This window comes from Bradyrhizobium sp. PMVTL-01, assembly GCF_051861855.1.
Taxonomy (GTDB): Bacteria; Pseudomonadota; Alphaproteobacteria; order Rhizobiales; family Xanthobacteraceae; genus Bradyrhizobium.
This window is the reverse complement of record NZ_CP193982.1, coordinates 5,224,757-5,240,613: the sequence shown is the minus strand read 5'-3', so window position 1 is coordinate 5,240,613 and position 15,857 is coordinate 5,224,757. Positions and strand designations below refer to the sequence as shown.

The following is a 15,857-nucleotide window of genomic DNA, read 5'->3' as shown; positions in this document are numbered from 1 at the left end:
CCGGGCCGTTGCGATGTCGTCGGTCGGCCGGCGAGCGCCATTCCCATAGGCGATCTCGACAGGAAATTAGCTCATCAAGACATTCAAAGAGTCTGCTCCCCCCGCACTTCAAACGTGAGGGGAGCAGTTCGTCGAGAGAGCCGCTTTAGCTGCCTCTCTAAGAGTTTCTACATAAAGTTGTGGCACGTTGCCGCGCGTCAAGACCCGCAATTCCCATCGTCGCGTCTCATTGCGCGCACGAAACGACGGGCCCGCGGGCACGCATCATGGGGCGTTGCTGATGACTGCACTTGCTTCGGACGCCGGTCGGGCCAGGGGTGGGATCGTGCCGATCCTGTTGTGCGTCGTGCCCTTCAGCCAGATTCCGCTCGATGCCTACACGCCGGGCCTGCCGCAGATGGTGGTGGATCTCGCCGCTGACGCGGCGTCGATGCAGAACACCGTCACCGCCTACATGCTCGGCATGAGCCTGGCGCTGGTGCCGGTCGGCATCGCCTCCGACACGCTCGGCCGCCGCAAGGTCCTGCTCGCGGGGCTGTCGGTGCTGATCGCGATGAGCGTCGCCTGCGCGCTCGCCACCAGCGCCGCGCTGCTGCTCGGCTTGCGCTTCCTGCAAGGCATCGGCGGCTGCACCTGTCTCGTCGTCGCCTATGCGGTCGCCGCCGATTGTTTCCGCGGCCGCGAGCTCACTGCCATCTCCGGCCTGCTAGGCGCGGCGTGGGGACTTGCACCTGTGCTGGCGCCCGCGGCCGGCGGCTTCATCGTCGAGTTGACCTCGTGGCGTGGCGTCTTCGTCATCATCGCCGTCGCCGCTGCGATCGTTGCCGCGATCGTCGTATTCCTTCTGCCCGAGACGTTGCCGGCCGAGCGGCGCGCGCCGTTCGATCCGCGCCGTACCGCCGGCATCCTGCGCGATGCACTCGTGCGACCGGGCTTCCTGGCTTTCGTGCTGGTCTTCGCTGCAGCCGCGAGTGCGCAACTGGCGTTCGGCGTGGTCGCGCCGTTCTTCTACCAGACCGGTCTTGGCTATTCGGCCGCCATCTACGGTCTCGTCGCGCTCGCCCTTGGCGGCGTCAATCTCGCCGGCGAGCTCGGCTGCGCGCATTTCGCGCGCTTCATGCCGGCCCGCGTGATGGGCTTCGGCGCCTTCGCGCTGTTCCTTGCCGGTGCGGTGGCCCTGACCGCAACAGGCATGACCCTCGGTCTCGATTTCATGTCGATCACGATCGGCGGCGCGCTGGTGCTCGCCGGCTGCGGCGTGCTGTGCCCGATGATGTACGGCATGGCGCTCGGCCTGTTCGAACGCAACCATGGCCTGATCGGCGGCCTCATCAGTGCGCTCTGCTATCTCGCGGTCAGCGGCGCCATGGCGATCGCGGCGGTGTTGCCCGAGGCAACGCAGGCGCCGATCGGGTGGCTCTATCTCGGCCTCTGCGCCGTCGCCGGCACGCTGCTTGCGATCTCGCTGCCTGCGGCGGGGCAGGCCACAAAGACATAAGGAAGGAACCAGATCATGACCACTGTTGGCATTCGCGGCACGTTCTTCGACTTCGTTGACGATCCCTGGAAGCACCTCGGCAACGAGCAGGCGGCAGCGCGCTTTCACCAGGACGGCCTCATGGTCGTCACGGACGGCGTCATCAAGGCGTTTGGTCCTCACGACAAGATCGCCGCCGCCCATCCGGGCGTCGAGATCACCCATATCAAGGACCGCATCATCCTGCCCGGCTTCATCGACGGCCACATCCATCTGCCGCAGACCCGCGTGCTCGGTGCCTATGGCGAGCAGCTGCTGCCGTGGCTGCAGAAGTCGATCTACCCCGAGGAGATCAAGTACAAGGATCGCAACTACGCGCGTGAGGGCGTGAAGCGCTTTCTCGACGCGCTGCTCGCCGCCGGCACCACCACCTGCCAGGCCTTCACCAGCTCTTCGCCGGTCTCGACCGAAGAGCTGTTCGAGGAAGCGAGCAGGCGCAACATGCGCGTGATCGCGGGCCTCACCGGCATCGACCGCAACGCGCCGGCCGAATTCATCGACACGCCCGAAAATTTCTATCGCGACAGCAAGCGGCTGATCGCGCAGTACCACGACAAGGGCCGCAACCTCTACGCCATTACGCCGCGCTTCGCCTTCGGCGCCTCGCCGGAGCTGCTCAAGGCGTGTCAGCGCCTCAAACACGAGCATCCGGACTGCTGGGTCAACACCCACATCTCCGAGAACCCGGCCGAATGCACCGGCGTGCTGGTCGAGCATCCGGACTGCCAGGACTATCTCGGCGTCTATGAGAAGTTCGACCTGGTGGGGCCGAAATTCTCCGGCGGCCACGGCGTCTATCTCTCGAACAACGAGTTCCGGCGGATGTCGAAGAAGGGCGCGGCGGTGGTGTTCTGCCCTTGCTCGAACCTGTTCCTCGGCAGCGGCCTGTTCCGCCTCGGCCGCGCCACCGATCCCGAGCACCGCGTCAAGATGTCGTTCGGCACCGATGTCGGCGGCGGCAACCGCTTCTCGATGATCGCCGTGCTCGACGACGCCTACAAGGTCGGCATGTGCAACAACACGATGCTCGACGGCAGCATCGATCCTGCGCGCAAGGACCTCGCTGAAGCCGAGCGCAACAAGCTCTCGCCCTATCGCGGCTTCTGGTCGGTCACGCTCGGCGGTGCCGAAGGCCTCTACATCGACGACAAGCTCGGCAATTTCGAGCCCGGCAAGGAGGCTGATTTCGTCGCGCTCGATCCGAATGCCGGCCAGCTGGCGCAGCCCTGGCACCAGTCGCTGGTCGCCGATGGTGCTGGTCCGCGCACAGTCGACGAAGCCGCGAACATGCTGTTCGCCGTCATGATGGTCGGCGACGACCGCTGTGTCGACGAGACCTGGGTGATGGGCAAGCGTCTCTACAAGAAGAGCTGAGACGGCAGCTCATGAGCACATCTCCTGATCCAGCCAGCCAGCCGGTCGCCCTCGTCATCCAGCGTCGCATCGCCGACGATGGCTTTGCCGCGTTCGCGCGATGGAACGGCGAGGTCGGCGAGGTGCTCAAGACCTGGCCCGGATTCCTCGGTCAGGAGGTGGTGCCACCGCAGCCCCCGGCGCACGTGGACTGGGTGACGATCCTGCGTTTTGCGAGTCCGGCCGCAGCACGGGCCTGGCTCCAGAGCGAGGTGCGGGCGAAGCTGATCGCGGAGATACAGCGATTCTTCGTCGGTTCGGAGGACGTCCATATTCTGCCGGATACCGGCGTTCAGCGCGACAGCGCAGTCTCCGCCGTCATATCCTTCAAGGTACCTGCAGGGCTGGAAGACGCTTTTCTCACATGGCAGCAGCGCATCCAGGCCGCCGAGGCCGAGTTCAAGGGCTTCCTTCGCCACAAGATCGAACGGCCGATTCCGGGCCTGCATGACGAGTGGATCATCATCCTGTCGTTCGACAGCGATGCCAATCTCAATGCCTGGCTCGACTCGCCGTTGCGGCAGAGGCTGCTGAAGGAGGGCGCGCGCTTCAACGCGGGCATGAATGTGAAGCGGGCGAGCTACGGCTTCAATTTCTGGTTTCCCGCCGGCAAGACGCAGGCTCCGGAGCAGGGGCCGGGCTTCATCTGGAAGAGCAACCTGATCGTCCTGCTGGTGCTCTATCCCGTGGTCTACCTCTGGGGCCATTTCATCAGCAGGCCGCTGATCGACAGCCACGGCGTTCCGGTCTGGCTGTCGCTGTTCGTCGGCAATTTCGTCAGCACCCAGCTGCTCGGCTGGTGGCTCGTGCCCGCCGCCTTCAAGGCGCTCGACTGGTGGGTGACGCCGAAGGCGACGATCAGCCGCCAGATCGCGGGCTATGTGCTGCTTGCCGCGCTCTACGCCGCCTCGATGGGCCTGTACGCGCTGCTGCTCGCGTGGCATTGGGGACGGTGAGACCGTCCACCGTGCTGTCACGGAGAGGGGCGGTCGCTGGACATCGAGGACCATGTTCGCCCTGACATTTCTCGGCACCTCGGCAAGCGTTCCCTCGGCGGAGCGCAACCATCCGGCTCTTCTGGTGGAGGCCGCGGGCCAGCGCCTCCTGGTGGATTGCGGTGAGGGCACGCAGCGCCAGCTGCTGCGCAGCGGCGCCGGTTTTCGGCGGCTGGATCGCATCCTGCTCACCCACGCGCATCTCGATCACGTGCTCGGCATCCCCGGCCTGTTCTCGACGCTGGGCTTGCGGCAGACCTCCGACGTGATGACCGTTCATGGCGGAGAAGGCACGCTCGATCTCGTCATCCGCATGCTGGCGGGCCTGTGGGGTGCGGGCAGGGCGCCGATCCCTGTGGAGTTCGCAGCCCTGTCCGAAGGCCAGGTCATCGACGCCGGTGACTTCACCACCGACTGCTTCCCGGTTCGCCATCGCGACACCGACAGTTTTGGCTTCGTTTTCAAAAGCCCGGCGCGCCGCCATCTTCAGTCCGATCGCCTTGCGGCGTTCGGTGTCCCCGATGGTCCCTTGCGCGGCGAGCTGGCCGCCGGCCGGTCAATCGTCATCGATGGCCGCCCGATTGACCCGGAGGATGTGCTGGGACCGCCGAGCGGCGGCAGAAAGCTCGTCGTGATCGGCGATACCGAGACCACGGATGGACTCTCCAAACATGTCGCTGACGCCGACATGTTGGTGATCGAGGCAACGTTCCTCGATCGCGATGCGCCGACCGCGCGGAATTACGGTCATCTGACCGCGGCAGAGGCGGCTTCCTTTGCCGCCGCGAACAACGTCGGCCAGCTCGTGCTGACCCACATGTCAGGGCGTTACGAAGACGAGGAGATCCTGGCGGAGGCAACTAGCATCTTTCCGAACAGCCGGATCGCCGCCGACTTCGACCATGTGGTCATCTAGTCGCGGCAGCCCCGTGTTCAGCTCGACAATCCCGACTTGATCGCGAGATCCTGCGCCTCTCTCGTCACCTGCACCAGCCGCCACAGCGCCTGGTCGCGAAAGGCCGGCATGTCCATCCGCATCGACTATGCCAAGCGGCTCGCCGCCGGCGCCTCAGCGGCCAAATCATGAGATCGAGCGCACGATGACCAACGCCTTCACGCCCATGGACATCCAACGCCCCACCATCTTGGAGTTCGGCGACGGCACGACCCGCCATTGGGCTGGCGAGCCATCCACCGGAGCGCTTGCCAGCCCAGATGCGAGCGGGTAGAACGCTGCCACGCCTGAGCCGTGATTTGCGCCAAACGCGCTTCCGGCCACAGCTGGACAAGTCAGTAAGGTATTGAATTTGTTCGGCTATTCCGTTGGGGAATGGTGTAACGGTAGCACAACAGACTCTGACTCTGTTTGTCTTGGTTCGAATCCAGGTTCCCCAGCCAGTTCCGGGCGCTTTTCTGAAGACTGACACAGTGTCGGCCCCGGCGCCGTGCCATGGCGTGTCGCGACGGTTTGCCTCAGTGCAAATGGTTTCTTCGGCGTCGGCCCGCCGCGCGCCTCGCCGTCCTTGGGACACATACAACCCAAGGAGATCAGGAATGCCCTATGTCGATGGTTTCGTGCTGGCCGTGCCGAAGGACAAGATCGAGGCCTACAACGCCCTGGCGCGAACGGCCTGTGCGGTCTGGATGGAGCACGGCGCGCTCGACTATGTCGAATGCATCGGTGACGACGTTCCCTACGGCGAGCTGACGTCGTTCCCGCGTGCGGTGATGGCGAAGGAGGAGGAGGTCGTGGTGTTCTCCTGGATCGTCTATCGCGATCGGGAGACGCGCGACGCCGTCAACAAGAAGGTGATGGCGGACTCGCGGCTCAAGCACGGCGACATGCCGTTCGACGGCAAGCGCATGATCTATGGTGGCTTCACGACGCTGCTGCGGGCGAGCGACGTAATTAGTTGAGCGATGTAGAGCGGGGAGACCCGTAGACTGGATGAGCGAAGCGACACCCGGCGATGCCGTCGTTATTGTCCCGGTGTCGCTTTGCTCAGCGGGGCTACACGTTCTTGCACCGACGATCCTCTCAAGATTGTCACGATCACACCAAGCGACGTTTGATTGAATGCGCGAGCCGCTGCATGCCCATGCAGGATCGTCGCAGCCGTCTTGCCTTGCCGGTCGTCAGTCGGCATGCCATCCTCCCGCAGCCAGGCATAATCAAACGGAGGCGGGCGTTTCGGCCAGGCTCTCCAAAAAATCTTGGTTGGGGAAACCCCTTTGGGAGGTCTGATTTCATGACATTGAAGCACGTCACGCGGCTGCTTTGCGCGGCCGCGATGTCCGTTGCGCTCGTCTCGGGCGCAACGGCACAGGACAAGGTCGTCAAGATCGGCGTGATCCTGCCGATGTCCGGCGGCACGGCCTCGATCGGCGCGCACGCCAAGGCGGCGCTCGAGGTCGCCATGGACATCATCAACAACGCCCATCCCGAGCTTGCCAGTCTACCGCTGGCGAAAAATGCCGGCCTTGCCGGCCTCGGCGGCGCCAAGGTCGACGTCATCATCGCCGACAACCAGGGCAACCCCGCAACCGGCCAGAACCAGGCGCTGCGCCTGATCACGGAAGAGAAGGTCGCGGCCGTGTTCGGCTCCTATCAGTCCGGCGTGACGCTGACCTCGAGCGCCATCGCCGAGAAGTACGGCGTTCCGTTCCTGAACTCCGAGTCGGTCGCCGCCAACCTGACCGAGCGCGGCTTCAAATGGTTCTTCCGAACCACCCCGATCGCCACCGATTTCGCCAAGATCTATGTCGACTTCCTCGCCGACATAAAGGCGCAGGGCGCCAAGACCGACAGCGTCGCGGTGGTCCACGACAACACCGAATATGGCACCTCGGTCGCGAACACGATTTCCGGCGCCTTCAAGGAGAAGGGCCTGCCGATCGCGCTCGACGTCGCCTATCCAGTCAACGCGACGGACGTGCAGGGGCAGGTGCTTCAGCTCAAGGACAAGAAGCCCGACGTCGTCATCATGATCAGCTACACGTCTGACGCGATCCTGTTCGCCAAGACCATGCAGTCGCTCGACTACAAGCCTGCCGTGCTGCTGGCCGATGATGCCGGCTACTCCGATCCGTCCTTCACCAAGGCGGTCGGCAAGATCTCGCAAGGCGTCTTCAATCGCTCGTCCTGGGTCGTGGGTCCCGCCGGCTCGCCGTCCGCCATCATCGCCGACATGTACAAGAAGAAGAGCGGCGAGGAGATGGATGACACGGTCGCCCGCCAGATGCAGGGCTTCTTCGTGCTGGCTGATGCGATCGATCGCGCCGGCTCGACCGAGCCCGCCAAGATTCAGGCTGCGCTGAAGGCGACGGACCTCAAGCCCGAGCAGCTCTTGATCGGCTACAAGGGCGTGAAGTTCGACGACAAGGGCCAGAACACCCTGGCCTCGGGCGCCATCATCCAGCTTCAGGATGGCGAGAATTACGTCTCGGTGTGGCCGAAGGCGAATGCCGAGAAGGCGCCGATGTTGCCCTACAAGGGCTGGTGATCGCGAGGCGGGACCTGCAGTCCCGCCTTTTTCACAAGGGTTGGTAGAGCGGCGCAGCTCATGTCCTTCGTTCTCGTGCAGGTGATCGTCGGCGGCCTTCTACTTGGCGCCGTCTACGCCCTGTTCTCCTCGGGCCTCACGCTGGTGTGGGGCATGATGAACATCGTTAACTTCGCACATGGCGATTTCGTCATGCTCGGCATGTACGTCGCCTATGTCGTCTATACCCTGATGGGAGGAGGGCCCCTGCTCGGCGCCCCGCTGGCGACGCTGGTGCTCGCCACGCTCGGCATCGTGGTCTATTTCGGCCTGATCCGCGACATCATGAAAGGGCCGATGCTGGCGCAGATCCTCGGCACCTTCGGCCTTGCGTTGCTGCTGCGCTATTCCGTGTTCTGGTGGTTCGGCGCCAATTTCCTCTCGATGCCGCCGAACATCGTGGGCGGTACCTATGCCTTTGCCGGTCTGCGCATCGAGGCCTCGCGGCTGCTCGCGGGCGTCGTCGCGCTGCTGGTGACGCTCGGCCTGCATCTGCTCCTGACGCGCACCTCGCTCGGCTCGAAAATGCTGGCGGTGGCCGAGGATCAGACCGCGGCCCAGCTCATGGGCATCCGGCCCGACACCATGCAGGCGATCGCCTGGGCGATCGCGGCCGGCGCCACTGGGCTCGCCGGCGCACTGATCGCGAATTTCTTCTACATCGTGCCGACCGTCGGCGAGACGCTCGGCATCGTCGCCTTCGTCACGGTCTCGCTCGGCGGCTTTGGCAGCGTGCCGGGCGCGCTGGTTGCGGGTCTTCTGATCGGCGTCATCGAGTCGCTTTCGGGCTATCTGATCGGCGCGATCTACAAGGACATCGTCGTCTATGTCCTATTCCTTTTCTTCCTCTGGTTCCGGCCACAGGGCCTGATGGGGAAGATGTGATGCGGCGCTGGATCTGGCTCTCGGTCGTCGCAGCCTTTGCGATCGCCTATCCGCTGCTGCTGTCCTCGCCATTCCAGCAGCGCCTCGGCGCGCTGGTGCTGCTTTATGCCATCGCGGCGTCCGCCTGGAACATCGTCGGCGGCTATGCCGGGCAGGTGTCGGTGGGGCATGTGGTGTTCTTCGGCTGCGGCGCCTATGCCGCGATGGGCGCTTACGCCAAGTTCGGCCTGTCGCCGCTGTTCGGCATTCCCGGCGGCATCGTGCTCGCGGTCGGGCTCGCCGCGATCGTCGGGGTGCCGACGCTGCGGCTGTCCGGCCACTATTTCAGCATGGCGACGATCGCGGTCGCCGAAACGATGCGGCTGATCGTGACCAACACCGAATGGCTGGGCGCGGCCGTCGGCCTCTCCGGTCCGACCGTGCCGCGCAACGTCTTCGATCTCTCGTTCCTGTCGGCGCTGCCCTACTACTATCTCTTCCTCGCTGTCCTCGCGATCACGCTTGCGATCACCTGGTGGATGACCAACAGCCGCATGGGATTTTACCTGCGGGCGATCAAGGACTCCGAGCGTGCCGCGCGCTCCCTCGGCGCGCCGGCGAGCCGCACCAAGCTCTACGCCTATATGCTGAGCGCGGCGCTGACCAGCGTCGCTGGCGCGCTCTACGCGATGATGTTCGGCTTCGTCGATCCCGAGTCCGGGCTCGGCATCCTGATCTCGGTGAAGATCCTGATCATGTCGGCGCTCGGCGGGGCGGGGCTGCTGTTCGGGCCATTGGTGGGCGCGGCGATCCTGGTGCCGCTGGAGGAGATCTCCAACAGCTGGCTCGGCGGCAAGGGCGCGGGGCTCACCTTCGTGGTCTACGGCGCGATCATCGTGCTGATCGCGCGCTTCCAGCCCGGCGGCCTGCTCAGCCTGCTCACCCGGCGCGGCAAGCTCAAGACTGACACGTCGAAGACCGACGCGGGAGCCAGCCATGCTCCTTGAAGCACGTGGCATCACGAGGGCGTTCGGCAGCTTCAAGGCGGTGGACGACGCCTCCGTGACGCTGGAGCAGGGCGACATCCTCGGCCTGATCGGCCCGAACGGCGCGGGGAAATCCACCTTCTTCAACTGCCTCACGGGCGACCTCAAGACCACCTCCGGCCGCGTGCTGTTCGAGGGCAGCGACATCACCGACTTTACGCCGGAGCAGCGCGCCGGCCTCGGGCTCGCCCGCACGTTCCAGGTGCCGCAGACGTTCGAGGGCATGACGGTGCTCGAGAATGTGATGATCGGCGCCTTCCTGCGCACCTCGCATCGCAAGGAGGCCGAGGCCAAGGCGCGCGCGGTACTCGAACGTGTCGGCATGAGCCGCCTTGCGGATGCGCCGGCGCGCTCGCTCGGCACGCCCGGCCGCAAGCGGCTGGAGATCGCACGCGCACTTGCGACCGAGCCGAAGGTGCTGCTGCTCGACGAGGCCATGGCGGGCCTCAACGCGCACGAGGTGAGGCTCGCGATCGATCTCGTTCGCGACATCCACCGCTCCGGCATCACGCTGGTCATCGTCGAGCACATCATGGAAGTGATCATGTCGCTGGCGAGCCGCGTGATGGTGTTCCATCAGGGCAAGGAGATCGCGCACGGTAACCCACGCGAGGTCACGTCCAATCCCGCCGTGATCGCGGCCTATCTCGGTACGCGCGCGGCGAAGGCCGCCGCCGGCCATACGCCGGTCGAATTGATGGGCGGGCCGGACCTATGAGCGGGGCGCTGCTGCGGATCGAGCACCTCGAGGTGCGCTACGGCGACCTCATCGGTGTCTCCGACGTCTCGCTGGAGGTGCCGGAAGGCAGCGTCGTCGCGCTGCTCGGCTCCAATGGCGGCGGCAAGACCACGACGCTGAACGCGATCGCCGGTCTCATCCCCGTGCATTCCGGCTCGATCAGCTTTCGCGGCGAGGAGATCGCGGGGCAGAAGGCCTTTGCGATCGTGCGCAAGGGCCTTGCGCTGTCGCCGGAGGGCTGGCGGCTGTTCGTGCAGCAGAGCGTCGAGAATAACCTCATGCTCGGGGCGACCCCGCTGCAGGACAAGTCGCGTCAGGCAGCGCTGCTCGAGCGCGTCTACGAGGTGTTCCCGCGCCTGAAGGAGCGGCGCAACCAGCGTGCCGGCACCATGTCCGGCGGCGAGCGACAGATGCTTGCGGTCGGCCGCGCGCTGATGAGCGATCCGAAGCTGCTGATGCTCGATGAGCCGTCGCTTGGCCTTGCCCCGGCCGTGGTCGAATCCATGTACGAGACCTTCGGTCGCCTGCATCGCGGGGGCTTGACGATCCTGCTCGCCGAGCAGTCGATCGAGCTGGCATTGGAGGTCTCGGATTTCGCGACGGTGCTCCAGGTCGGCAAGAGCGTGCTGTCCGGGACGGCCGCGGCGCTCGCGCAGGATCCGCAGGTGCAAAAGGCCTATCTCGGCGTGGATTGATCGATCTCGGCCTGAAGCAGCAGCAACAGGCGATCGGCGCGCCGTATCCGTTACTTGATCTTGTCGTAGGCCGCCGCGAAATCACCGAGCGGCATCGGGATCGCGATCGTCTCCTTGGCCATGTTCTGAAAGGAAACCTTGAGCTGCTGGCCCGACCGCAAGGCAGGTCCGCTGCGATCGGCGTCGAGGCGTAGCAGCCGCGGCTCTCGCACGCCTGGATCTGCAGGTCGAACGTCTTGCCCTCGTCGACCTGGAGCTTGGCGCCGACGGGAAGGTTGAGGCCGAGCGGCAATTGCAGCAGCGCGATGGGCGTGCGGGGGTCGGGCGCGATGCGGATATTGCTCAGGATGACGGTCTGGCCGGTCATGGTCAGCACCGCGTTCTGCTCCATCGCGCATCCGAGCGACGCGCTGTAGCGTCGCGGGAGCCGCGGCGCAAGGCTACTCGGCGGCTTCCTTGACGGTGCGGTGCTCGTGCGTCTCGTCGCCTTCGCCGTCACCCGTGCGGCCCCAGCCCGAGAACCAGTTGTTGAGCTCGTCGAGATAGAGATAGACGACGGGCGTGGTGAACAGCGTCAGCGCCTGGCTGACGATCAGACCGCCGACCATGGCGTAGCCGAGCGGCTGGCGGATTTCGGCGCCGGTGCCGTGGCCGAGCATCAGCGGCACGCCGCCGAGCAGCGCGGCCATCGTCGTCATCATGATCGGGCGGAAGCGCAGCAGCGCGGCCTGACGGATCGATTCCGCCGGCGTCTTGTGCTCGTCGCGTTCGGCGGCAATCGCGAAGTCGACCATCATGATGCCGTTCTTCTTCACGATGCCGATCAACAGGATGATGCCGATCAGCGCGATCAGGCTGAAGTCGAAGCCGGCCGCCATCAGGATCGCGAGCGCGCCGACGCCGGCCGAGGGCAGGGTCGACAGAATCGTGATCGGATGGATGTAGCTCTCGTAGAGGATGCCGAGGATCAGATAGACCACGACCAGCGCCGCGAGGATCAGCAGCGGCACGGTGCCGAGCGATTGCTGGAACGCCTGGGCGGTGCCCTGGAAGCTCGAGTTCAGCGTCGGCGGCGCGCCGAGCTCGGCCATCGCCTTTTGCACGGCCTCGGTGGCCTGGCCGAGCGCGACGCCCTGCGCGAGGTTGAAGCTGATCGTGATTGCCGGAAACTGCCCCTGGTGGCTGATCGAGAGCGGGCGGACCGGATCGGTGGTCCAGGTCGCGAAGGTCGATAGCGGTACCTGGTCGCCGGTCAGCGGCGATTTCAGATAGAGCTTGTTCAGGCTGTCGAGATTGCCCTGCAGCTCCGGCAGGATCTCGAGGATCACCTTGTAGGTGTTGAGCTGGGTGAAATACTGCGTGACCTGCCGCTGTCCGAAGGCGTCATACAGCGTGTCGTCGATCAGCTGCGGCTGGATACCGTAGCGCGAGGCGGTGTCGCGGTTGATCTTGAGCTGGACCGTGGTGCCCTGGGTCTGCTGGTCGGTGGCGACGTCGCGCAGCTCCGGCAGCGTCTGCATCTTTGCGAGGATCTTCGGCGCCCACTCGTTGAGCTCGGCAAGATCGGCATCCTGCAGGGTGAACTCGAACTGCGTCCGCGTCGGCCGGCCGCCGAGGCGGACGTCCTGGGCCGCCTGCATGTAGAGGCGGGCGTCGGACACCTTCTCGAGCTTGGGACGCAGCCGCGCGATGATCTGCTGCGCAGAGGCCTCGCGCTCGTTGCGCGGCTTCAGTGTGATGAACATGTTGCCGTTGTTGCCGGCGCGGCCGCTGCCGCCGATGTTCATCGCGATGGTGGCGACATCGGGGTCTTCCATCACGATCTTGCCGAGCTCGACCTGGCGGCGCTGCATCTCCTTGAACGAAATGTCCTGCGAGGCTTCCGAGGTCGCGGTGATCAGGCCGACGTCCTGCTGCGGGAAGAAGCCCTTCGGGATCAGGACGAACAGGTAGATCGACAGGCCGAGCGTGGCGAAGAAGATCGCGAGCGTGGTGCGCCGCCAGGCGAGGGCATGGTCGAGCACGTATTCGTAGCCGCGCAGCATGCCGTCGAAGGCGCGCTCGCTCCATTGATAGAAGCGGCCGTGGCGTACCTCGCCGTGGGCGCGCAGGAAACGCGAGGCCATCATCGGTGTCAGGGTCAGCGACACGAACATCGAGACGAAGATCGTCATCGCCAGCACGACCGCGAATTCGCGGAACAGGCGGCCGATGATGCCGCCCATCAGCAGCAGCGGGATCAGCACGGCGACCAGCGAGATGCTGATCGACACGATGGTGAAGCCGATTTCCTTGGAACCGCGGAAGGCCGCCGCCATCGGCGATTCGCCTTCCTCGATATAGCGCGTGATGTTCTCGAGCATCACGATAGCGTCGTCGACGACGAAGCCGACCGCGATCGTGAGCGCCATCAGCGACAGATTGTCGAGCGAATAGCCGACGACCCACATCAAGGCGCACGCGCCCAACAGCGCCAGTGGAACCGTGACGGTGGGGATGACGGTGGCCCAGAAGCTGCGCAGGAAGATGAAGATGACCATGACCACGAGGGCGATGGTCAGCAGCAGGGTGAACTGGACGTCCTCGACTGCGGCGCGGATGGTGGTGGTGCGGTCGCTGATGAGCTCGATCTTGATCGCGGGCGGGATCGCCGCCACGAGGCGGGGCAGGGTCGCCTTGATCCTGTCGACGGTCTCGATGACGTTGGCGCCCGGCTGCTTGAAGATCACCAGAAAGACGCCGCGCTTGCCGTTGGCCCAGGCCGCCTGCTTGGCGTCCTCGGCGCCGCTGACCGCCTGGCCGATGTCGCGGATTCGCAAGGGGGCGCCATTGCGATAGGCGATGATGACGTCGTTCCAGTCCTTGGACTGGGTCAGCTGGTCGTTGGCGTAGATCGTGTAGGCGCGTTTCTCGCCGTCGATATTGCCCTTGGGGCTGTCGACCGTGGTGATCGCGATCTGGCTGCGCACGTCCTCCATCGACAGGCCCTTGGCGACGAGCTTCGCCGGGTCGACCTGGATGCGGATGGAAGGCTTCTGCTGGCCGCCGATGAAGACTTGCGCGACGCCGGAGAGCTGGCTGATCTGCTGGGCGAGCTGGGCGTCGACCGCGTCGCTGACGCTGGTCAGAGGCAGTGTCTCGGAGGTTGCCGACAGCAGCAGGATCGGGGCGTCGGCCGGGTTGACCTTGCGGTAGGTCGGCGGCGAGGGCAGGTTCTTCGGCAGCTGGCCGCTGGCGGCGTTGATGGCGCCCTGCACGTCATTGGCGGCGCCGTCGATGCTGCGGTTGAGGTCGAACTGGATCGTGATCGACGCAGTGCCGAGATAACTCGTCGAGGTCATCTGGGCGATGCCCGGGATCTGGGCGAACTGGCGCTCCAGCGGCTGGGCCACCGAAGAGGCCATTGTCTCGGGGCTGCCGCCCGGCAAATTGGCGGTGATCTGGATGGTCGGGAAGTCCACCTGCGGCAGCGGCGCGACCGGCAGCAGGGGATAGGCGACGAGACCGACAAAGAGGATACCGGCCATCAGCAGCGAGGTGCCGATGGGATAACGGATGAAAGGTGCCGAAATCCCGCGTTCGGTCATTCCTGTCGTACCTTGTTCTGGGCCGGATCCGAACTTGCCACCGCCGTCGAGACGAGGCTTCCGGGCTGCACCTTGAATTGACCGCCAGTGATCACCTGCTGCCCGGGCATGAGCCCTTCGTCGACGACGGAACGGCCGTCGATGCCGTAGCTGACCTTGATCTTGTGCACTTCGGCCTTGTTGTCCGGATTGACGGTGTAGGCGTAGAGGCCATTGGTGGAATGCTGGACAGCGTCATCGGGAACCACGGTGGCATCCTTCAGCGTCCGCACCAAAAGGCGCGTCGAGACCGACTGTCCCGGCCACAACGTGTGGTCCTTGTTGTCGAACACCGCCTTGAGCCGAATAGTCCCGCTGGCGGTGTCGACCTGGTTGTTGATCACTGCGAGCTTGCCCTCGGCCAGCGTCTTCTTGCCGTCGGTGGTGAACGCGATCACCTTGAGCGCGCCGGCCTTCTGGCCTTCGCTGATGTAGGGAAGCTGGTCTTCCGGCGCGGTGAAGATCACCGAGATCGGCTCGACCTGCGCGATCGTGACGATGCCGGTCTGTGTGGAGGCGTTGACGATGTTGCCGACGTCGACCTGGCGAAGGCCGGCGACGCCGGTGATCGGCGCCTTGACCTGGGTGTAGTCCAGCTGGGTCTGGGCGTTGTCGATCGCGGCTTCGTCGGCGGCGATCTGGGCGGTGAGCTGGGCGACGGTGGAGCGCTGCGTATCGACCCGCTGCGCGGTGGCGAACTCGCCGAGCTTCATGGCGCGCTGGAGCTCGAGATTGGCGTTGGCCAGATTCGCCTCGTCCTGCGCCTTCTTGGCCTTGGCCTGGTCGAGCGTGGCTTGATAGGGGCGGGGATCGATCGAGGCCAGCAGCTCGCCCTCCTTGGCGATCTGGCCTTCGGTGAAGGCGATCTTGTCGATCTGGCCGTCCACCCGGGTGCGGACCTGGACGGTGTTGAAGCCCTGAACCGTGCCGAGACCGCTCAGATAGACCGGGAAATCGACCTTCTGGACCGGCGCCACGCTCACGGAAATGGCGGGCGCGCGGGGCGGACCTTTCTGCGCTGTCTGGGATTTTCCGGCGTCCGGCGAGCCGTATTTCTGCCAACCATAGTAACCCGCGGAGGCCACGGCCGCGAGGATCAGAATCCAGAGGATCGGCCGTGTTTTTTTCATGTCGGCTCGTGTCGGCTTCTTGTGCCCTAGGTTACGAATTTTGGGGCAATCATAGGGTTCCAGGGCGCTTGTATAATACACGCCAAGTTCCAGTGTAAACAGCACTATCCGGTGAGAAATCTAAACAATTGGAAAGCTTTGCACCGCCTGGGCAGCGCACTGGCGCGCCGGTGTGCAGTGCTGCATTTTCTTCCGACGTGAGATCAGCGAGTGAGAATTAAGCAATGCTCGCGGAGGATGTGAGGCGCATGAGGGGGCTGGCGAGGCATG

Annotated in this window: 12 protein-coding genes, 1 tRNA gene and 1 pseudogene; 11 read left to right on the top strand and 3 right to left on the bottom strand. The window is 64.9% G+C overall.

What is annotated here, in order from left to right; translation table 11 throughout:
- Positions 1-280 precede the first annotated feature (280 nt).
- The 11 genes from ACRQ5Q_RS25635 (at position 281) to ACRQ5Q_RS25585 (ending at position 10,831) form a co-directional block, all read left to right on the top strand.
- Positions 281-1,498, top strand: coding sequence for an MFS transporter (locus tag ACRQ5Q_RS25635; RefSeq protein WP_439392683.1), 1,218 nt, complete (start codon positions 281-283; stop codon positions 1,496-1,498).
- A gap of 15 nt (positions 1,499-1,513) precedes the next feature.
- Positions 1,514-2,911: a guanine deaminase gene (guaD, locus tag ACRQ5Q_RS25630; RefSeq protein ID WP_439392682.1), complete on the top strand. Its 1,398-nt coding sequence runs from the start codon at positions 1,514-1,516 to the stop codon at positions 2,909-2,911.
- A gap of 11 nt (positions 2,912-2,922) precedes the next feature.
- A complete protein-coding gene (locus ACRQ5Q_RS25625; protein ID WP_439374930.1) occupies positions 2,923-3,906 on the top strand; it encodes an antibiotic biosynthesis monooxygenase in 984 nt (327 codons plus the stop codon).
- Positions 3,907-3,958: 52 nt separating this feature from the next.
- Positions 3,959-4,861, top strand: coding sequence for a ribonuclease Z (gene rnz, locus ACRQ5Q_RS25620; protein ID WP_439392681.1), 903 nt, complete (start codon positions 3,959-3,961; stop codon positions 4,859-4,861).
- A gap of 408 nt (positions 4,862-5,269) precedes the next feature.
- Positions 5,270-5,343, top strand: a tRNA-Gln gene (locus ACRQ5Q_RS25615).
- 156 nt (positions 5,344-5,499) lie between these two features.
- Positions 5,500-5,862: a DUF1428 domain-containing protein gene (locus ACRQ5Q_RS25610; RefSeq protein ID WP_439392680.1), complete on the top strand. Its 363-nt coding sequence runs from the start codon at positions 5,500-5,502 to the stop codon at positions 5,860-5,862.
- A 332-nt stretch (positions 5,863-6,194) separates the two neighbouring features.
- On the top strand, positions 6,195-7,448 hold the full coding sequence (locus ACRQ5Q_RS25605) for an ABC transporter substrate-binding protein (RefSeq protein ID WP_439374955.1): 1,254 nt from the start codon (positions 6,195-6,197) through the stop codon (positions 7,446-7,448).
- 60 nt (positions 7,449-7,508) lie between these two features.
- Positions 7,509-8,372, top strand: a complete 864-nt coding sequence (locus ACRQ5Q_RS25600) for a branched-chain amino acid ABC transporter permease (protein WP_212337636.1) — start codon at positions 7,509-7,511, stop codon at positions 8,370-8,372.
- The gene (locus tag ACRQ5Q_RS25595) at positions 8,372-9,358 is read left to right on the top strand and encodes a branched-chain amino acid ABC transporter permease (protein WP_439374956.1); all 987 of its coding nucleotides are present in this window, start codon (positions 8,372-8,374) and stop codon (positions 9,356-9,358) included. The genes ACRQ5Q_RS25600 and ACRQ5Q_RS25595 overlap by 1 nt, the downstream gene beginning before the upstream one ends.
- Positions 9,348-10,115 carry an ABC transporter ATP-binding protein gene (locus ACRQ5Q_RS25590; RefSeq protein ID WP_439374957.1) on the top strand — a complete coding sequence of 256 codons (768 nt, stop codon included), beginning with the start codon at positions 9,348-9,350 and terminating at the stop codon, positions 10,113-10,115. Before ACRQ5Q_RS25595 ends, ACRQ5Q_RS25590 begins: the two co-directional genes overlap by 11 nt.
- Positions 10,112-10,831 carry an ABC transporter ATP-binding protein gene (locus ACRQ5Q_RS25585; RefSeq protein WP_439392679.1) on the top strand — a complete coding sequence of 240 codons (720 nt, stop codon included), beginning with the start codon at positions 10,112-10,114 and terminating at the stop codon, positions 10,829-10,831. The genes ACRQ5Q_RS25590 and ACRQ5Q_RS25585 overlap by 4 nt, the downstream gene beginning before the upstream one ends.
- 50 nt (positions 10,832-10,881) lie before the next feature.
- Here ACRQ5Q_RS25585 and ACRQ5Q_RS25580 read toward each other — a convergent pair.
- The 3 genes and pseudogenes from ACRQ5Q_RS25580 to ACRQ5Q_RS25570 all read right to left on the bottom strand — a co-directional run bounded on the left by ACRQ5Q_RS25580 (position 10,882) and on the right by ACRQ5Q_RS25570 (position 15,587).
- Positions 10,882-11,381 (bottom strand): annotated as a pseudogene (locus tag ACRQ5Q_RS25580) (invasion associated locus B family protein).
- Entirely contained in the window at positions 11,272-14,418 is a 3,147-nt protein-coding gene (locus tag ACRQ5Q_RS25575; RefSeq protein WP_439392678.1) for an efflux RND transporter permease subunit, read from the bottom strand. The pseudogene ACRQ5Q_RS25580 and the gene ACRQ5Q_RS25575 overlap by 110 nt, the downstream one beginning before the upstream one ends.
- Positions 14,415-15,587 (bottom strand): efflux RND transporter periplasmic adaptor subunit, encoded by a 1,173-nt coding sequence (locus ACRQ5Q_RS25570; protein WP_439374960.1) that lies wholly within the window; start codon positions 15,585-15,587, stop codon positions 14,415-14,417. The genes ACRQ5Q_RS25575 and ACRQ5Q_RS25570 overlap by 4 nt, the downstream gene beginning before the upstream one ends.
- Positions 15,588-15,857: the final 270 nt, after the last annotated feature.

Coding starts and splice junctions, on each gene's coding strand:
- ACRQ5Q_RS25635 (WP_439392683.1), top strand. CDS start 281: ATGACTGCACTTGCTTCGGACGCCGGTCGGGCCAGGGGTGGGATCGTG.
- guaD (WP_439392682.1), top strand. CDS start 1,514: ATGACCACTGTTGGCATTCGCGGCACGTTCTTCGACTTCGTTGACGAT.
- ACRQ5Q_RS25625 (WP_439374930.1), top strand. CDS start 2,923: ATGAGCACATCTCCTGATCCAGCCAGCCAGCCGGTCGCCCTCGTCATC.
- rnz (WP_439392681.1), top strand. CDS start 3,959: ATGTTCGCCCTGACATTTCTCGGCACCTCGGCAAGCGTTCCCTCGGCG.
- ACRQ5Q_RS25610 (WP_439392680.1), top strand. CDS start 5,500: ATGCCCTATGTCGATGGTTTCGTGCTGGCCGTGCCGAAGGACAAGATC.
- ACRQ5Q_RS25605 (WP_439374955.1), top strand. CDS start 6,195: ATGACATTGAAGCACGTCACGCGGCTGCTTTGCGCGGCCGCGATGTCC.
- ACRQ5Q_RS25600 (WP_212337636.1), top strand. CDS start 7,509: ATGTCCTTCGTTCTCGTGCAGGTGATCGTCGGCGGCCTTCTACTTGGC.
- ACRQ5Q_RS25595 (WP_439374956.1), top strand. CDS start 8,372: ATGCGGCGCTGGATCTGGCTCTCGGTCGTCGCAGCCTTTGCGATCGCC.
- ACRQ5Q_RS25590 (WP_439374957.1), top strand. CDS start 9,348: ATGCTCCTTGAAGCACGTGGCATCACGAGGGCGTTCGGCAGCTTCAAG.
- ACRQ5Q_RS25585 (WP_439392679.1), top strand. CDS start 10,112: ATGAGCGGGGCGCTGCTGCGGATCGAGCACCTCGAGGTGCGCTACGGC.
- ACRQ5Q_RS25575 (WP_439392678.1), bottom strand. CDS start 14,418: ATGACCGAACGCGGGATTTCGGCACCTTTCATCCGTTATCCCATCGGC.
- ACRQ5Q_RS25570 (WP_439374960.1), bottom strand. CDS start 15,587: ATGAAAAAAACACGGCCGATCCTCTGGATTCTGATCCTCGCGGCCGTG.